Annotated in this window: 14 protein-coding genes; 5 read left to right on the forward strand and 9 right to left on the reverse strand. The window is 50.8% G+C overall.

All coding sequences use genetic code 11. The features are described from left to right. Positions 1–22: 22 nt before the first annotated feature. From JHD74_RS10390 to dcuC, 3 genes are all read right to left on the reverse strand, one after another. A complete protein-coding gene (locus JHD74_RS10390) occupies positions 23–691 on the reverse strand; it encodes a glutathione S-transferase family protein (protein ID WP_074031507.1) in 669 nt (222 codons plus the stop codon). Next, positions 688–1,143, reverse strand: a complete 456-nt coding sequence (locus tag JHD74_RS10395; protein WP_199062673.1) for a lipocalin-like domain-containing protein — start codon at positions 1,141–1,143, stop codon at positions 688–690. Before JHD74_RS10395 ends, JHD74_RS10390 begins: the two co-directional genes overlap by 4 nt. Before the next feature lie 105 nt (positions 1,144–1,248). Next, positions 1,249–2,721 carry a C4-dicarboxylate transporter DcuC gene (gene dcuC, locus JHD74_RS10400; RefSeq protein WP_199062674.1) on the reverse strand — a complete coding sequence of 491 codons (1,473 nt, stop codon included), beginning with the start codon at positions 2,719–2,721 and terminating at the stop codon, positions 1,249–1,251. A gap of 204 nt (positions 2,722–2,925) precedes the next feature. Here dcuC and JHD74_RS10405 point away from each other — a divergent pair, with 204 nt between their 5' ends. Next, positions 2,926–4,272: an adenylosuccinate lyase family protein gene (locus JHD74_RS10405; protein ID WP_199062675.1), complete on the forward strand. Its 1,347-nt coding sequence runs from the start codon at positions 2,926–2,928 to the stop codon at positions 4,270–4,272. A 67-nt stretch (positions 4,273–4,339) separates the two neighbouring features. Here JHD74_RS10405 and JHD74_RS10410 read toward each other — a convergent pair whose 3' ends face one another. Further along, positions 4,340–5,263, reverse strand: coding sequence for a LysR family transcriptional regulator (locus tag JHD74_RS10410; RefSeq protein ID WP_199062676.1), 924 nt, complete (start codon positions 5,261–5,263; stop codon positions 4,340–4,342). A gap of 362 nt (positions 5,264–5,625) precedes the next feature. On the opposite strand from JHD74_RS10410, the gene JHD74_RS10415 reads away from it, so the two are divergent. Both JHD74_RS10415 and JHD74_RS10420 read left to right on the forward strand, forming a co-directional pair. Next, entirely contained in the window at positions 5,626–5,886 is a 261-nt protein-coding gene (locus tag JHD74_RS10415) for a YdgH/BhsA/McbA-like domain containing protein (protein ID WP_024527998.1), read from the forward strand. Between the two features lie 196 nt (positions 5,887–6,082). Further along, on the forward strand, positions 6,083–6,832 hold the full coding sequence (locus JHD74_RS10420; protein WP_199062677.1) for a 3-oxoacyl-ACP reductase family protein: 750 nt from the start codon (positions 6,083–6,085) through the stop codon (positions 6,830–6,832). Positions 6,833–6,890: 58 nt separating this feature from the next. Here the strand turns inward: JHD74_RS10420 and ssb1 are convergent, their stop codons facing one another. Then, positions 6,891–7,433, reverse strand: a complete 543-nt coding sequence (gene ssb1 / locus JHD74_RS10425) for a single-stranded DNA-binding protein SSB1 (protein WP_024483970.1) — start codon at positions 7,431–7,433, stop codon at positions 6,891–6,893. Between the two features lie 287 nt (positions 7,434–7,720). Between ssb1 and uvrA the strand changes: the two genes are divergently transcribed. Next, positions 7,721–10,549 (forward strand): excinuclease ABC subunit UvrA, encoded by a 2,829-nt coding sequence (gene uvrA / locus JHD74_RS10430; protein WP_199062678.1) that lies wholly within the window; start codon positions 7,721–7,723, stop codon positions 10,547–10,549. A gap of 234 nt (positions 10,550–10,783) precedes the next feature. Here uvrA and JHD74_RS10435 read toward each other — a convergent pair whose 3' ends face one another. The 4 genes from JHD74_RS10435 to JHD74_RS10450 all read right to left on the reverse strand — a co-directional run bounded on the left by JHD74_RS10435 (position 10,784) and on the right by JHD74_RS10450 (position 13,986). Next, entirely contained in the window at positions 10,784–11,203 is a 420-nt protein-coding gene (locus JHD74_RS10435) for a DUF1090 domain-containing protein (RefSeq protein WP_024528001.1), read from the reverse strand. Positions 11,204–11,578: 375 nt separating this feature from the next. Next, positions 11,579–11,932 (reverse strand): MmcQ/YjbR family DNA-binding protein, encoded by a 354-nt coding sequence (locus JHD74_RS10440; RefSeq protein WP_021180803.1) that lies wholly within the window; start codon positions 11,930–11,932, stop codon positions 11,579–11,581. Positions 11,933–12,177: 245 nt separating this feature from the next. Next, complete coding sequence (locus JHD74_RS10445; RefSeq protein ID WP_024483973.1) at positions 12,178–13,371, reverse strand: amino acid aminotransferase; 1,194 nt, start codon at positions 13,369–13,371, stop codon at positions 12,178–12,180. A 147-nt stretch (positions 13,372–13,518) separates the two neighbouring features. Beyond that, complete coding sequence (locus JHD74_RS10450; RefSeq protein ID WP_199062679.1) at positions 13,519–13,986, reverse strand: Lrp/AsnC family transcriptional regulator; 468 nt, start codon at positions 13,984–13,986, stop codon at positions 13,519–13,521. 224 nt (positions 13,987–14,210) lie between these two features. On the opposite strand from JHD74_RS10450, the gene JHD74_RS10455 reads away from it, so the two are divergent. Then, a complete protein-coding gene (locus JHD74_RS10455) occupies positions 14,211–14,978 on the forward strand; it encodes a transporter substrate-binding domain-containing protein (protein WP_199062680.1) in 768 nt (255 codons plus the stop codon). The last annotated feature ends 4 nt before the right edge of the window (positions 14,979–14,982 follow it).

Here is a 14,982-nt window from a genome sequence, read left to right on the forward strand (position 1 = left end):
CTATCGAGTATAGTTCAAGCCTTCAACCCAGCACGCTAAACGGCCCACCCTGTTCCAGAGCCCGCTGATACGCAGGACGTGCGTGAATGCGTTGCAGATAGTCTTGCAGTTTCGGGCACCCCTCCAGCCCGCCTCGCCCAGCTAGTGCCTCCACCGGGAAACTCATCTGGATATCTGCTGCGCTGAATTCATTGCCCACAAACCAGATGTTTTTATTCAGGTGTTGCTCCAGATAATCGCGATGCGTCGCAATCTGCTTATCCAGATACTCTTTCTGTACCCCTTTACCGATCGCCCCGGCAACCGGGCGTATCACCCATGGGATTGGCGGATGTCCTAAACGGCTAAACACCAGTTTCATTACCAGTAGCGGCATCAACGACCCTTCTGCATAGTGCAGCCAATAGCGATACTCCTGGCGGGCGTGGAAATCCGTGGGAGTGAATAACCCTTGTGCATCATAGGCCTCCTGCAGATATTCTATAATGGCGCCCGATTCCGCCAGCGTCAGATCGCCGTCTACCACTACCGGCGATTTGCCCAGCGGATGGATCTTTTTCAACTCGGGCGGTGCCAACATGGTGGTTTTATCGCGTTGATAACGCAGAACCTGATAGGGAACACCGAGCTCCTCCAGAAACCATAAGATGCGCTGCGAACGTGAGTTATTCAGATGATGCACGATAATCATGATTTTTCTCCCTCAGCGGCCTGGAGCCGTTGCCACACCAACTCGCCAATTTGCACGCTGTTACCCAGCTGCAACGGTACGGTGCGTAATGTGAGTTTATCGTCAGTGAAACTGTAGAAGCGGATCTGCTGGCTACCCAGCCAGCTGGGGAACGAACAGCCCTCGACCCGATGAATGATGCACTGTTTATCTTCATCAATCCGATAGCGGCCAAAGTAACAAAGCATATTCACAAAGGCGGGGCGGATCTCTCGATCGCTGCCCTGCGCCAAATCCTCCGAGGCAAACCTTGGCCGCGTTGCGCTATAGAGCTGCGCTGCCATGGTGCCGTTGGCCTCATAGTTGAGCCGCCCCAACACCTGCTCGCCCAAAGGGTGATGTATTGCCCCATCCTCCCCTTTGAATACGGAAGAAACCAGCGCCCAACTGCCAATAAACCGGTCTGCCATCATCACATACCCCTCTTAAACGCCCTGGTTAAAAGGTAGTTGTGATTTCAACTATCGCCAATGATGCCTATGATTGAGTTTAATGATCTGCCCCCCAGCCTTATTCACTCACAAATAGGACAGAGAAAGTGCCATCATCAGGACATAGGCAATGGTTAATTGCACACAGTTTCTTTTGATTATCTGGAACGGCGTCACCCCTACGAAGCCAGACACGGCGATAATAACGCCTGAAATTGGCGAAAAGCTCCGCCCTAAACTGGCTGAAAAATGCAACGGCACCAACATCTTAAACACCGAAATACCCGCACCTTTCGCCACTTCAGCACTAAGAGGAGCAAAGGCATTAAACACCGTCCCGGTCCCCATGATCACTGAGCCACAGAAAATCAGTAAACTAAACAGAACGACGATGACCGTGGCATAGTGACCCTCATTAGGAATAAAACCAAACAGCGTATCAATAAAGCCAATTTTTATAATCCCCGCCACCAAAACCTGAGCACAAAGCAGAATAGAGACCACGGTAATAAAAGACTGCCCCATCTGATCGAATAGCCCAAGCACCTTATCGGTTGATTTCTTGAGGTCGAAGGTTCTGATTGAATCAATCAGGAAAGCAATAAAGAACGATAAAATAATCGCCGAAACCACATCAATTTTAATTTGCAAATAAAAGGGGAGATACTCCTCCACCAGACTGGAGAAAACGAAGAGAATGATCATTGGAACGACAGGCAACAGAGCATAGTACGTCGGAACATGCTTGGAAATGTCAGCGTCCTTGGCATGACTTTCGTTATCATCTTCATTTACAGCTTCTTTTCTGTCCCAGTATGCCTGCATCACCATATGAGATATCCCGATGACAACGAAGAGGATGGCAACAATAGGGACCTGCTTATCCACAAAGAATGAAAACAGGTCATATCCAGTGAGTTCGGAAATCAGCACGCTCCCGGTAGCGGATGGCCCATAGTCAATACATATGCCAGAGGCAATCACTGAGGCTACAGCCGCTTTTGAACATCCAATAGAACGTAAAACCGGATATAGCGTTGTGAGCATCAAGAGAGCCAGCCCTGAAGGGCTTGAAATAAACAAGGCTAAAACCTGCATCAGGATATAACAACAGCCTAAAAGTACGTACTTCGCATTGATTCTCTTGAGGGGCTTAATACAAACCCCGACCAGTTTTGCCGACGCGCCAATATCATTCATGTATCTTGAAAAGCCGGCAATAACCATAATAATCAAGCCAAGCTTGGAAATACTATCGGAAAAAAGCACTTTTATTTCAACGAAAATATCAATGAATTTGGAACCAGACGCTGCCTTGGTAATACTGACATCAGGAAAGGCAATGACCGTTGCTATCAAGAGAATAATGCCCCCGGTTAAAATCACAGCTTGAGCATAGTATTTCTTTGCGATGCCAGCGCAAACCAACACAATCACCAGAAAGGTGATAGCAAGAATAAAGGGCTTGTCACCAAACAGGTGCTTCAACGCGCCCAGCGCTATTAACCCCATAATAATAAACAACATCGTTTTAGCTTGATTCAACATTACCCTTTGCATGATGACTCACCTTTGCATGAAGTAGCACCCGACAAATATCATTACCTTTATGATATGATCACATAACCAATAAAACATGTGATAACGATCTCAAAAGCAATAAAACGCAATAAAACCGCAGTTATCAGTTGACTACGCTGCTTTTTCACACCAATAATCAAAAAAGGAATACATACATAACCAAAATGTAATGAGAGGTATGTTATGAATACGGGTATGTTCGAATCATGCATCACAGGTCACTGGTTCAATCCCCAAGCTGTTGAACTGTGGTCTGATGTTAAAACAATACAAGCATGGCTAGATGTCGAAGCGGCTCTTGCTCAAGCACAGGCAAAACTGGGGATCATCCCCGAAGAGTGTGCGCAAAAAATTACTCAATCCGCTAACGCAGATTTGCTGAACATTGACGCTATCAAGCAAGGGATCCGGGAGACTTGTCACCCGTTCGTACCTGTCTTAAGAGAGTTTGAACGTGTCTGTGGCAAACAAGCTGCAGGCTATATTCACTGGGGGGCCACGACTCAAAACATCTTTGATACGGCTGCGTCTTTACAGCTTCGTGCCAACCATAAGCTCATCACCGGTTATCTGGAAAAGGCATTGCTCTCTTTTTCCGCACTGGCTTTAAAATCAAAGAGCTACACCCAGGCGGGAAGAACTCATGGGCAGCATGCCCTGCCAATCACTTTTGGCTTTAAGGTCGCGTCATGGTTTGCTGAACTTCAGCGCATCAAAAGCAGGCTCTCCAATGCCACGTCAGAGGCTTTTACTGTCAGCCTGGGAGGGGCTGTAGGAACCTTCTCTGCCATGGAAGGCAAAGGCCGGGAGATTCAAGAGGGCATGGCTGCCTTACTTAATCTGACATCCAACACGATCCCGGTACGCACCTCCAGCGACTCACAAACACATTACGTCGCCATTCTTGGGCAATTGGCGAGCTTTACTGAAAAAGTCGCTCAGGAAATCATTTTCTTGCAAAGAACGGAACTGGCCGAACTGGAAGAAAGTTTCCATCATGGCAAGGTTGGCAGCTCCACGATGGCCCAGAAGCGTAATCCGCAAAATGCGCAAAACCTGGTTGGCCTTTCACAATTGCTACGCGCCCGTGTTCCCTTATCATACATGGCGATGATCAAAATGAATGAAGGTGACGCTGCGGAAAGTAATGTGATGGATGTCACCCTTCCCGAAGTGGCTATTCTGGCAGTCTCGATCAGTGAAAACCTGTTTAAACTGATCGACGGATTACAAGTTTATCCGGAAAAAATGCTGGAAAACATCAAGCTGACCAAAGGCCTTATTCTCTCAGAATCTATCATGATGGCTCTTGCCAAAGACATTGGCCGCGCTGAAGCACACCATATATTATACGAAGCCGCCATGGAATCGGTGTTAACTGGCGCAGCATTTTCCGATTGTATTCGTGCTCAACTCATCAAGGAAGATGTCGTTGCAACAATAGATATCGATAAATTACTTGATGAGGCAAGCTATATCGGGGAAGCCGAGAACTGTGTTGATTTTATCTTGCAGAATGTAAAAAGATAAACAGCGCTTTATCCATGCTGCACAGGTCTATCCGAAAGGCTCATTTATACATCAATGAGCTCTTTCTTCATTTTGACAAATGTTGTATAGACTGCAAATGATCAGTCACATACTCTACGTAATCACTGCAGTAGGGGTTTAAGATATTGGGCAGATAGAAAAAGGCCATTTCATCGTAAATCTCCACATCAATGTCTTTGATAATGATGTTATCGTTGAACTGATGGATGACTGGGAAATTTGGCACCAAACATAACCCCAGATTTTCATTGACAAAATTCAGGGCCACCAGCGAATCCGACACCTCTGCTATAACGTTGGTTTCCACACCAGAACCACTGAATGCTTTCATAATTTTGGAAAACAAAATATTCCTTGTGGTATACATAATAATATTTCTGAAATTAAAATCTGAAAGCACCAGCTTTTCTTTCTTTGCCAACTCATGATTTTTGTGCATCATACACACAATTTTGGATTTAAATATTGGCTCTATCGTTAATTCTGCCAGGTTGTTATTTATATCCGCATTTGCCAGTGCAATATCGGCCCGCCCTTCTCTGAGCAAATTCATCATATCGACAGAATTCACCACGCTAAATGAGACTTTGACATTACTTCTTTCTTTAGCATAGCGAGCTGTCAGGGGGGCGAGATAGGAATACGCAATGGTTGGGGTTGTGATCACTTTTAACGTCTTGCTGGACTTACTGGCCCAATTGTTATCATCGATTCTCTCGAGGGAGTTAAAGATATTAACAATTTCCTCATAGAAAAACAGAGCATCTTTGGTGGGGTTCAGGCGCCCTTTCTCACGGGTAAATAGTGTCTTACCCAACTTTTCTTCAATACTGGCAACCGCCTTACTAACTGCGGGTTGGCTTATTCCAAGGGACTCGGCAGCCTGGGTCGCAGAACCTTTTTCAATAATAGCCTTGATAATTTCAAAATCTCTCAAAGAGGCCGATCTTATCGATAGATTATTCTTCATGCCTGCTTCCCGATACATAGCTTAACGTTAGTGGGCTGACCTAACTGGTTGGTCATTGTAACAAGGAAAATGAGTAAAACTGAAGAAGAAACAAGCCCCAGCACCTATTCGCCTAAAGGGTAATGCGTTGCCCCCCTCTCCTTTAAATACCCAATAAATCGTGCCGCCTTCATGATAGACACTTCTCAAGTGGCCAGTTAGCAGATAGCTACCCTTTCAACTTTCACCCCCTTTCAATAATTCAGTTTATTTGATGTAGATACTCAAAACTATCCGATTTTCCATTCCCACCAAGTGGCCTATCATTCAACACATCGAGAGAAAACAGCCTCTCACCTAACAAAACCCCTGAGGATTGAATCATGAAAAGCATCAAAATTTTTGCTACTGCTGTACTGTTAACTTCCGCTTCTTTCGCCAGCATTGCCGCTGACCAGGTCACCAGCCAACCCGCTGCCGACGCACAAAAAATCGGTGTGGTTTCCGTAAGCGGTGCCAGCAACCTGAGCGCTCTGGAAGCCGAACTGGCAAGCAAAGCCGCCGCATCCGGTGCCAACTCTTACCGCATCGTGTCCGCCGGTGGCCAGAACAAGCTGTACGGCACCGCAGAAATCTTTAACTAATCGTCAGATTATGAGCCCCGCAAGGGGCTTTTCACGTTTTAACCGGTAGTAAAAACCGGAACAACCAGACTACTCTATAATGTAACCCATCCCCGCCAGCCAACCGGCACATGGCCCATTTTGGCAATCCCCTGCCTGTGTTTTCCCAGATACTGCAGTTGCTATTTATCACCATCACAACTTTTGGAGAGATATCATGTCGGTAACCCAACTTCTGTCAGGCCGAGTGGCTTTTGTCCAGGGTGGTTCACGCGGTATCGGTGCAGCCATCGTTAAGCGCTTGGCACGTGAAGGCGCAACCGTCGCTTTCACCTACGTTTCCTCCCCCGATAAAGCCGATGAGGTGGTTGAAGCTATTACGACCGCTGGCGGTCAAGCCATTGCCATCCGTGCAGACAGTGCCGACGCTGAGGCTCTGCAACTGGCGATACGCCAGACGGTAAACAGCTTCGGCAAGCTGGATATTCTGGTGAACAACGCGGGCGTGCTGGCAATGGGTAGTCTGGCGGAATTGTCGTTAGCAGATCTGGATCGCACGCTGGCCGTTAACGTCCGCAGCGTATTTGTTGCAAGCCAGGAGGCAGCTCGCCATATGAACGACAACGGTCGCATTATCAATATTGGCAGCACCAACGCCGAGCGCATGCCGTTTGCCGGTGGGGCGATCTACGCCATGAGCAAGTCGGCGCTGGTCGGTTTAACCAAGGGTATGGCTCGCGATCTGGGTTCACGCGGCATTACCGTCAATAATGTCCAACCCGGCCCGGTAGATACCGATATGAACCCGGCTGATGGCGATTTTGCCGAACAGTTGAAACCGATGATGGCCGTTGGCCGTTATGGTAAGGATGAAGAGATTGCCAGCTTTGTGGCTTATCTGGCGGGGCCAGAGGCGGGATATATCACCGGTGCCAGCCTGACGATTGACGGTGGCTTCTCGGCGTAATGCCCTCTAAAGCAAAAAAGCCCCAAAAAGGGGCTTTTCGTTTTGAACCTGAGGACAATCAGAACGGAATATCGTCGTCAAAGTCCATTGGCGGTTCGTTGCTAGCTGCTGGTGCGCTGTTTTGCGCTGGGCGAGCCTGCTGCTGTTGACCACCGCTGAACTGGTTGCCGCCCTGTGGCTGCTGAGGTTGACCCCAACCGCCCTGCTGGCCACCCGCTGGAGCGCCGCCGCCTGCTGGAGCACCGCCACCTTGGCGGCCACCCAACATCTGCATGGTGCCACCCACGTTGACCACGATTTCGGTGGTGTATTTTTCTACGCCCGCCTGATCGGTCCATTTACGGGTCTGCAATGCACCCTCGATGTAAACCTGGGAACCTTTACGCAGGTATTCACCCGCCACTTCTGCCAGCTTGCCGAACAACACCACGCGGTGCCATTCCGTTTTTTCTTTCTGCTCGCCAGTAGCCTTGTCACGCCAGCTTTCGGAGGTCGCCAGGGTAATGTTGGCAACTGCGCCGCCATTAGGCATGTAACGGACCTCAGGGTCTTGACCCAGATTCCCGACCAAAATTACTTTGTTTACGCCTCTGCTGGCCATGTTCGATCTCCCGATGAGTCATTTAAGTGGATTCAGACCACATTTTGGATAGTCTAAACCACAAATTGTAGCATGCCACCTGCTTAGATTATACCTGCGAAGTGCCTTCCAAAAATGTCTCTGCGAACGACCTTGTTGCATTCGTATACTGGATATTCATTCAGGTTTTTTTGTGCCATAATTATGCGTTTCGTACTGGCCGAGCCGTTTTTTTGCGCAATAGATCACATAATCGCCCACAAAAGAACGCAGACAGGCGCGGTGTATCATCAAGACGGGAAGTGTAAATGGACAATATCGAAGTTCGTGGTGCTCGAACCCACAATCTCAAAAACATCAACCTGATTATCCCGCGCGACAAGCTGATCGTCGTTACCGGTCTATCAGGTTCAGGCAAGTCCTCACTGGCTTTTGATACACTGTATGCCGAGGGGCAGCGGCGCTACGTTGAATCGCTCTCTGCCTACGCTCGCCAGTTTCTTTCGCTGATGGAAAAACCGGACGTCGACCATATTGAAGGTCTGTCCCCGGCGATCTCCATCGAGCAAAAATCGACCTCGCATAACCCGCGCTCCACGGTCGGGACCATTACCGAGATCCACGATTACCTGCGCCTGCTGTTTGCCCGCGTCGGCGAACCGCGTTGCCCGGATCACCACGTTCCGTTGGCGGCACAAACCGTCAGCCAGATGGTGGATAACGTGCTCAACCAGCCGGAAGGCAAACGCCTGATGCTGTTGGCACCGGTGGTGAAAGATCGTAAGGGCGAACACACCAAAACGCTGGAAAACCTGGCAACCCAGGGCTATATCCGCGCGCGCATCGACGGTGAAGTGTGCGATCTCTCCGATCCGCCAAAGCTGGAGCTGCAAAAGAAACACACCATTGAAGTGGTGGTGGACCGTTTTAAAGTGCGTGACGATCTGGCACAGCGTTTGGCCGAGTCGTTTGAAACCGCATTGGAACTGTCCGGCGGTACCGCCGTCGTCGCCGATATGGATGACGAAAAGGCCGATGAACTGCTGTTCTCCGCCAACTTTGCCTGCCCTATCTGCGGCTACAGCATGCGCGAGCTGGAGCCCCGGCTGTTCTCGTTCAACAACCCAGCCGGCGCCTGCCCAACCTGTGACGGACTGGGCGTGCAGCAGTTCTTCGATCCTGAACGTGTGGTACAGAATCCCGAGCTTTCTCTGGCCGGTGGCGCTATCCGCGGTTGGGACCGCCGTAACTTCTATTATTTCCAGATGCTGCGCTCGCTGGCGGAGCACTATAGCTTTGATGTGGAAGCCCCGTTCAGCAGCCTGGATGCCAGCGTGCAGAAAGCGGTACTGAGCGGTTCGGGCAAAGAGTCGATCGAATTCAAATACATCAACGATCGCGGTGACACCACCGTGCGCCGCCATCCGTTTGAAGGCGTGCTGCATAATATGGAGCGCCGCTACAAAGAGACCGAATCCAGCGCGGTGCGCGAAGAGCTGGCCAAATTTATCAGCAACCGTCCTTGCGCCTCGTGCCGTGGCACCCGCCTGCGTGAAGAAGCCCGTAACGTGTTCGTGGAAGATACTACGCTGCCGGAGATCTCTGAGCTCAGCATAGGCCATGCCATGACCTTCTTCCAGAATATGAAACTGAGCGGTCAACGTGCCCAGATCGCCGAGAAGGTGTTGAAAGAGATCGGCGATCGTCTGAAGTTCCTGGTTAACGTCGGGCTGAACTACCTTTCACTGTCACGCTCTGCGGAAACGCTGTCCGGTGGTGAAGCCCAGCGTATTCGCCTGGCAAGCCAGATCGGTGCTGGCCTGGTAGGCGTGATGTACGTGCTGGATGAACCTTCCATTGGCCTGCACCAGCGCGATAACGAACGCCTGCTGGAAACCCTGATCCACCTGCGTAACCTGGGCAACACGGTGATCGTGGTAGAGCACGACGAAGACGCGATCCGCGCGGCCGACCACGTGATCGATATCGGCCCTGGTGCCGGTGTTCACGGCGGCCAGGTGGTAGCGGAAGGCACCGTCGATGACATCATGGCCCAACCGGATTCACTGACCGGCCAGTTCCTTAGCGGCAAGCGCTCAATCGCCATTCCGGCCGAACGCGTGCCCGCCGATCCGACCAAGGTGCTGAAACTCAGCGGCGCACGCGGCAACAACCTGAAAGACGTGACGCTCACGCTGCCTGTCGGGCTGTTTACCTGCATTACCGGCGTTTCCGGTTCCGGCAAGTCAACGCTGATCAACGATACGCTGTTCCCGATCGCCCAACGCCAGCTCAACGGTGCAACCATTGCCGAAGCGGCTCCTTACCGCGAAGTGACCGGTCTGGAACATTTCGACAAGGTGATCGATATCGATCAGAGCCCAATTGGCCGTACGCCACGCTCTAATCCGGCCACCTATACCGGGATCTTCACCCCGGTGCGTGAACTGTTTGCCGGGGTACCTGAATCCCGTACCCGTGGCTATACGCCGGGCCGTTTCAGCTTTAACGTCAAGGGCGGCCGCTGCGAAGCCTGCCAGGGCGACGGCGTGATCAAGGTAGAGATGCACTTCCTGCCGGATATCTACGTGCCTTGCGATCAGTGCAAAGGCAAACGCTATAACCGCGAAACGTTGGAAGTGAAGTACAAGGGCAAAAACATCCACGAAGTGCTGGAAATGACCATTGAGGAAGCCCGTGAATTCTTCGATGCCGTACCCGCCTTGGCGCGTAAGCTGCAAACGTTGATGGAGGTTGGGCTTTCCTATATCCGTCTCGGGCAGTCGGCCACCACCCTTTCCGGTGGTGAAGCGCAGCGTGTGAAACTGGCGCGTGAGCTGTCGAAACGGGGCACTGGCCAGACGCTGTATATTCTTGATGAACCCACCACCGGCCTGCACTTCGCCGATATCCAGCAGTTGCTGGCGGTGCTGCATCAGTTACGCGATCAGGGCAACACCATCGTGGTGATTGAACACAACCTGGACGTCATCAAAACGGCGGACTGGATCGTCGATCTGGGGCCGGAAGGCGGCAGCGGCGGCGGTGAGATCCTGGTGTCCGGCACGCCGGAAACCGTGGCCAACTGTAAAGAATCCCATACCGCGCGATTCCTGAAACCGATGTTGCAGAGATAAAACCGTGGCCAACATGCCGAACACCTAAGCTCGGCATGTTGGCTGTTATTACGGCGCAACCTAGGGACAGCAATAAGTTTCCACCTTAGAAAGGCGGGAGCGGATTTGGGGTTTTAACTGTCACACGGACGGATAGGTAAAACGCTTAACGTGCCGACTCAGTGGCCAAATCACTCTCACCGCCAAAACTCGGCATTATTTATCTGAGGCTAACATCTGCTCATATCGGCCAGGTTATCCTCCCCATGCCTGCACCTGTTTCAATTCAAATTCGGCTTCGGCTAATTTTCTCTGTCGTTTAGCAATTTTGCTCGGCTTGCCTTTGAGCTGGGCTTCATACAGCTCTTGTTTCCTTTTTTCTACTTTTCGTTGCTTCTTGGCAATTTGATACTGGCGATCAAATTCAAACGGCTGAGCGGCTGGCGCATAATCGTATCTATTATAACGACCTTGATAACTACCGTGGCAGTAGGTCTGCACATTGGCCAAGGCCCGATTAAGCCCCTCAACACGATGGACATTGCCATAACGCGTCGCGTAATCGAGCTGCTCTCGCAGTTTTTGTTCTTTTATTGCACAATTTGGCGAAGCTAATGATAATGAGGAATAAACGAGCAGCGGCAGTACCAAAAATATTGAATGATGCAGTTTCATAATTAAATTTCCTTTTAGTAGGTTCCCCTAGGGATCCTTTATCCTTATTTGCCTTTGAGCAGATTAATATAGACGCATTAGTAACACAGTCATAATTTAGATTCCAATGAGAACTCTCTTAATTAACTGCGCCGTGCTATTGAAAATAAATTATCAACCTATTTTTATCAGTCTTTAAATTATCAAAAATTAATATAAAATAATCCAATCAGCGGAATTAACCACAAAAAAACCTTGCCAATCCTGTTTCTTAGAACTAAATAACGCAGTAAACAATATTGACCTACAAAATAAAATTTCCCCATAGATATCGGGGGACGTAGTCCTCTTGGCCTGTCGCCACTCTTGAGCCAACAGGCCTGGCCACCTATAAATTCAAATGCGCAGCTCTTGGCGCACCTGATCGGGCAACCCTTCCAGCACCAACCGATATGAGCTGTCGATCAAGTGATAAAACTGCGAGTTGGGCAGGTTGCCATCCAGAAATACTGCGTTCCAATGGGCTTTATTCAGATGTTCGCAGGGGACGATTTCTGGATGCTGCTCACGCAGGCTTTCCGCCAGTTCCGGGCTGCTTTTGATCGCCAACGCCGGGCGACCCTGCACTTCACACACCATAGCGAACATGACATCACCCACCTTGATCTGGCTGGCCTGCCATTGGTTTTGATCGCTTTGGTGTGCGCCAGGTTTCGCCATGCAGTATTCCAGCAGTGCTGAGTTATTCATTGGGTTATTCCCCGAAAGACACAATGCGGCGCGAACCACTGTGAGTATGCTGTTGCCAGCCAGATACCCTGCCAGTCAGGTAGAGAACCGCGCCTGGTCGCTGAAAGCAGGGCTTTATGGCGCATACGAAAAGTCTTAGCGCCCTCAATCAGTATATTCTTTATCCCGTTGGCGGCAATCGCCAGTACGCAGAAACAACAAGGGGCGATATCGCTATCGCCCCTAAAATCACTGCATTCAGGCCGTTACTGCACCGCAGCAAAGGCCTCTGCCACTTGACGAACGTTATTGTGGTTAAGACCCGCCACACACATACGACCGCTGTGGATCAGATAGACACCGAACTCTTCACGCAGCCGATCAACCTGAGCCGCACTAAAGCCGGTGTAGCTGAACATGCCGCGCTGCTCGAGCAGGTAATCGAAGTTACGCTGTGGCAATGCACCCTTGAGCGTTTCGACCAGCGCTTTACGCATCTCCAGAATACGGCTGCGCATGGACTCCACTTCGGCCAGCCATTGCGCTTTCAGCTGCGCATCGTTCAGCACTTTTGCCACCACCTGCGCACCGAAGTTCGGTGGGCTGGAGTAGTTACGGCGCACGGTCGCTTTCAACTGCCCCAGCACGCGTTCAGCAGCTTCGCTGCTTTCACACACCACAGAAAGCCCACCCACGCGCTCACCGTACAGCGAGAAGATTTTCGAGAATGAGTTGCTCACCAGGCACGGCAAACCGGCAGCTGCGATGGCGCGAATGGCGTAGGCATCCTGATCCATTCCGCCGCCAAAGCCCTGATAGGCGATGTCGAGGAACGGGATCAGTTCACGTTCGGCGATCACTTTAACCACCTGATCCCACTGGGCATTGGTAAGATCGGAACCGGTCGGGTTATGGCAGCAAGGATGCAGCAGCGCAATGCTCTTGGCTGGCAACTGTTGCAACGTGCTCAGCATGGCATCAAATTTCACCCCCAGTTTTTCACCGTCGAAATAGGGGTAAGTATTCACTTTGAAACCAGCACCACCAAAGATGGCTACGTGGTTTTCCCAAGTCGGATCGCTGACCCAAACCTGAGAATCCGGGAAATAGCTTTTCAGGAAGTCGGCCCCCACTTTCAACGCACCAGAGCCGCCCACGGTTTGAATGGTGGCGATACGCCCCTGTTGCAGCATGGGGTGTTCGGCACCAAACAACAGCTGTTGGATTGCGCTACGGTAAGGCTGTAGGCCTTCCATCGGCAGGTAGACCGAGGCCCCCTGTTCAACGCTGTTAAGTTGGGCTTCAGCAGCGGCAACGGCCTTCATCTGTGGGATGATGCCTTGCTCGTTGTAGTAAAGGCCAATACTCAGGTTCACCTTGTGCGCACGGGGATCTTTTTTGAATTTTTCCATCAGCGACAGGATCGGGTCACCTGCATAGGCTTCAACATTCTGGAACACGGGTTGGTTCTCCTGATTTTGGTTATTCGGACACTGTCTAGGCCCTGCAACCTCCGCCTTGATTAGGGCTTTTGGGTCTGCGACGGCACCACGGTCAATTGGGGGACACAGCCTACTATAGCCACAAATTGGCGTTGGGTTTTAGCTTTATCTCGCTACCGGAAGCAAACCGTTTTCTTTGATCCGTTCCAGCACCACCGCCGTTTTGATATGTCCGACACTTTTATGGCGGGAAAGCGTCTGGCTGATAAACTCACTTAACGCGGGCAGGTCTGCTACCGCTACTTTCAGCAGGTAGTCGGCATCGCCGGTGGTTTTATAAACGTCAACAATTGCGTCCACTTCTGCCAGCATCTGATGGAAACTGTCGATCTGCTCTTGGGTATGCGTCAGCAGGCTTACCTCTATCAGCCCCACCAGCCCCAATCCCACCGCCTCCGGTGCCAACCGGGCATGATACCCTTTGATCAATTGGGCCTGCTCCAGGCTGATACGGCGGCGCGAGCATTGCGAGGCCGAAAGCCCGATCAGTTCGCTCAGTTCCTGATTGGTCAGACGACCATTGGCCTGTAACAGCGTCAGGATTTTCATATCAAAATCGTCAATGTTGTACATAGCCACCTGTAAAATGTGTTAATAAATGTTGACGCTACAGACTAGCAGCTTTTTTAGCCTTGCAACCATCGGTGCTGGCGGGTTGTGAGAGACATAGCAGCAAAGCCAGCTTCCCTGCTCAGAAATGGCATAAAAAACGGCTAAATTACGCAAACCAACAACAATTAACGGCAAAACCGCGCATAAAACCACAAATGTATTTGTCGACATGAAAAGGAAATTTGATGAAAAAACTATTGCCTCTCGCCTTGCTGGTCGCCACCGGGAGCGCCAGCGCACAATCCAATCTGGACAAGGTATTGCAGCAAAAAACGCTGACGGTCTGTACCACCGGCGATTACAAGCCCTACACCTTCCAGAAAGAGGATGGCAGCTACGAAGGCATTGATATCGCCATGGCCGAGTCACTGGCCAACAGCCTGGGAGCCAAAGTGAAATGGGTAAAAACCACCTGGAAAACCCTGACGCCTGACTTTGTGGCCGGGAAGTGTGACATCGCCATGGGAGGGATCTCAGTGACGCTGGAGCGTCAAAAGCAGGTGTTTTTTGCCGAGCGGCTTGATACCGATGGCAAAATCCCACTGGTGCGTTGTACCGACGTGAAAAAATACCGCACCATTGAGCAGATTAACAATCCTGCGGTGCGGCTGATCGAGCCTGCCGGTGGCACCAACGAAGCCTTTGTCCGTGCCCATCTGCCCAAGGCCAACCTGACGCTGTCCCACGATAATATGGGCATTTTCCAGCAGTTGGTGGACCGCAAGGCCGACGTGATGATCACCGATGCCTCCGAAGCCCTGTACCAGCAGAAACGCTATCCCAAGCTGTGTGCGGTGAACCCGGATAAGCCGATGCAATACGGTGAGAAGGCCTATATGCTGCCGCGTGATGATATGAGTTGGAAGCTGTATGTCGATCAATGGCTGCACTTGAGCAAGGCCAGCGGGGAGTACCAGAAGATTATCGGCCAGTGGCTGGCGGTGAAGAAGTAAGCTG

The organism is Serratia sp. ASV30 (assembly GCF_016428815.1).
Classification (GTDB): domain Bacteria; phylum Pseudomonadota; class Gammaproteobacteria; order Enterobacterales; family Enterobacteriaceae; genus Chania; species Chania fonticola_C.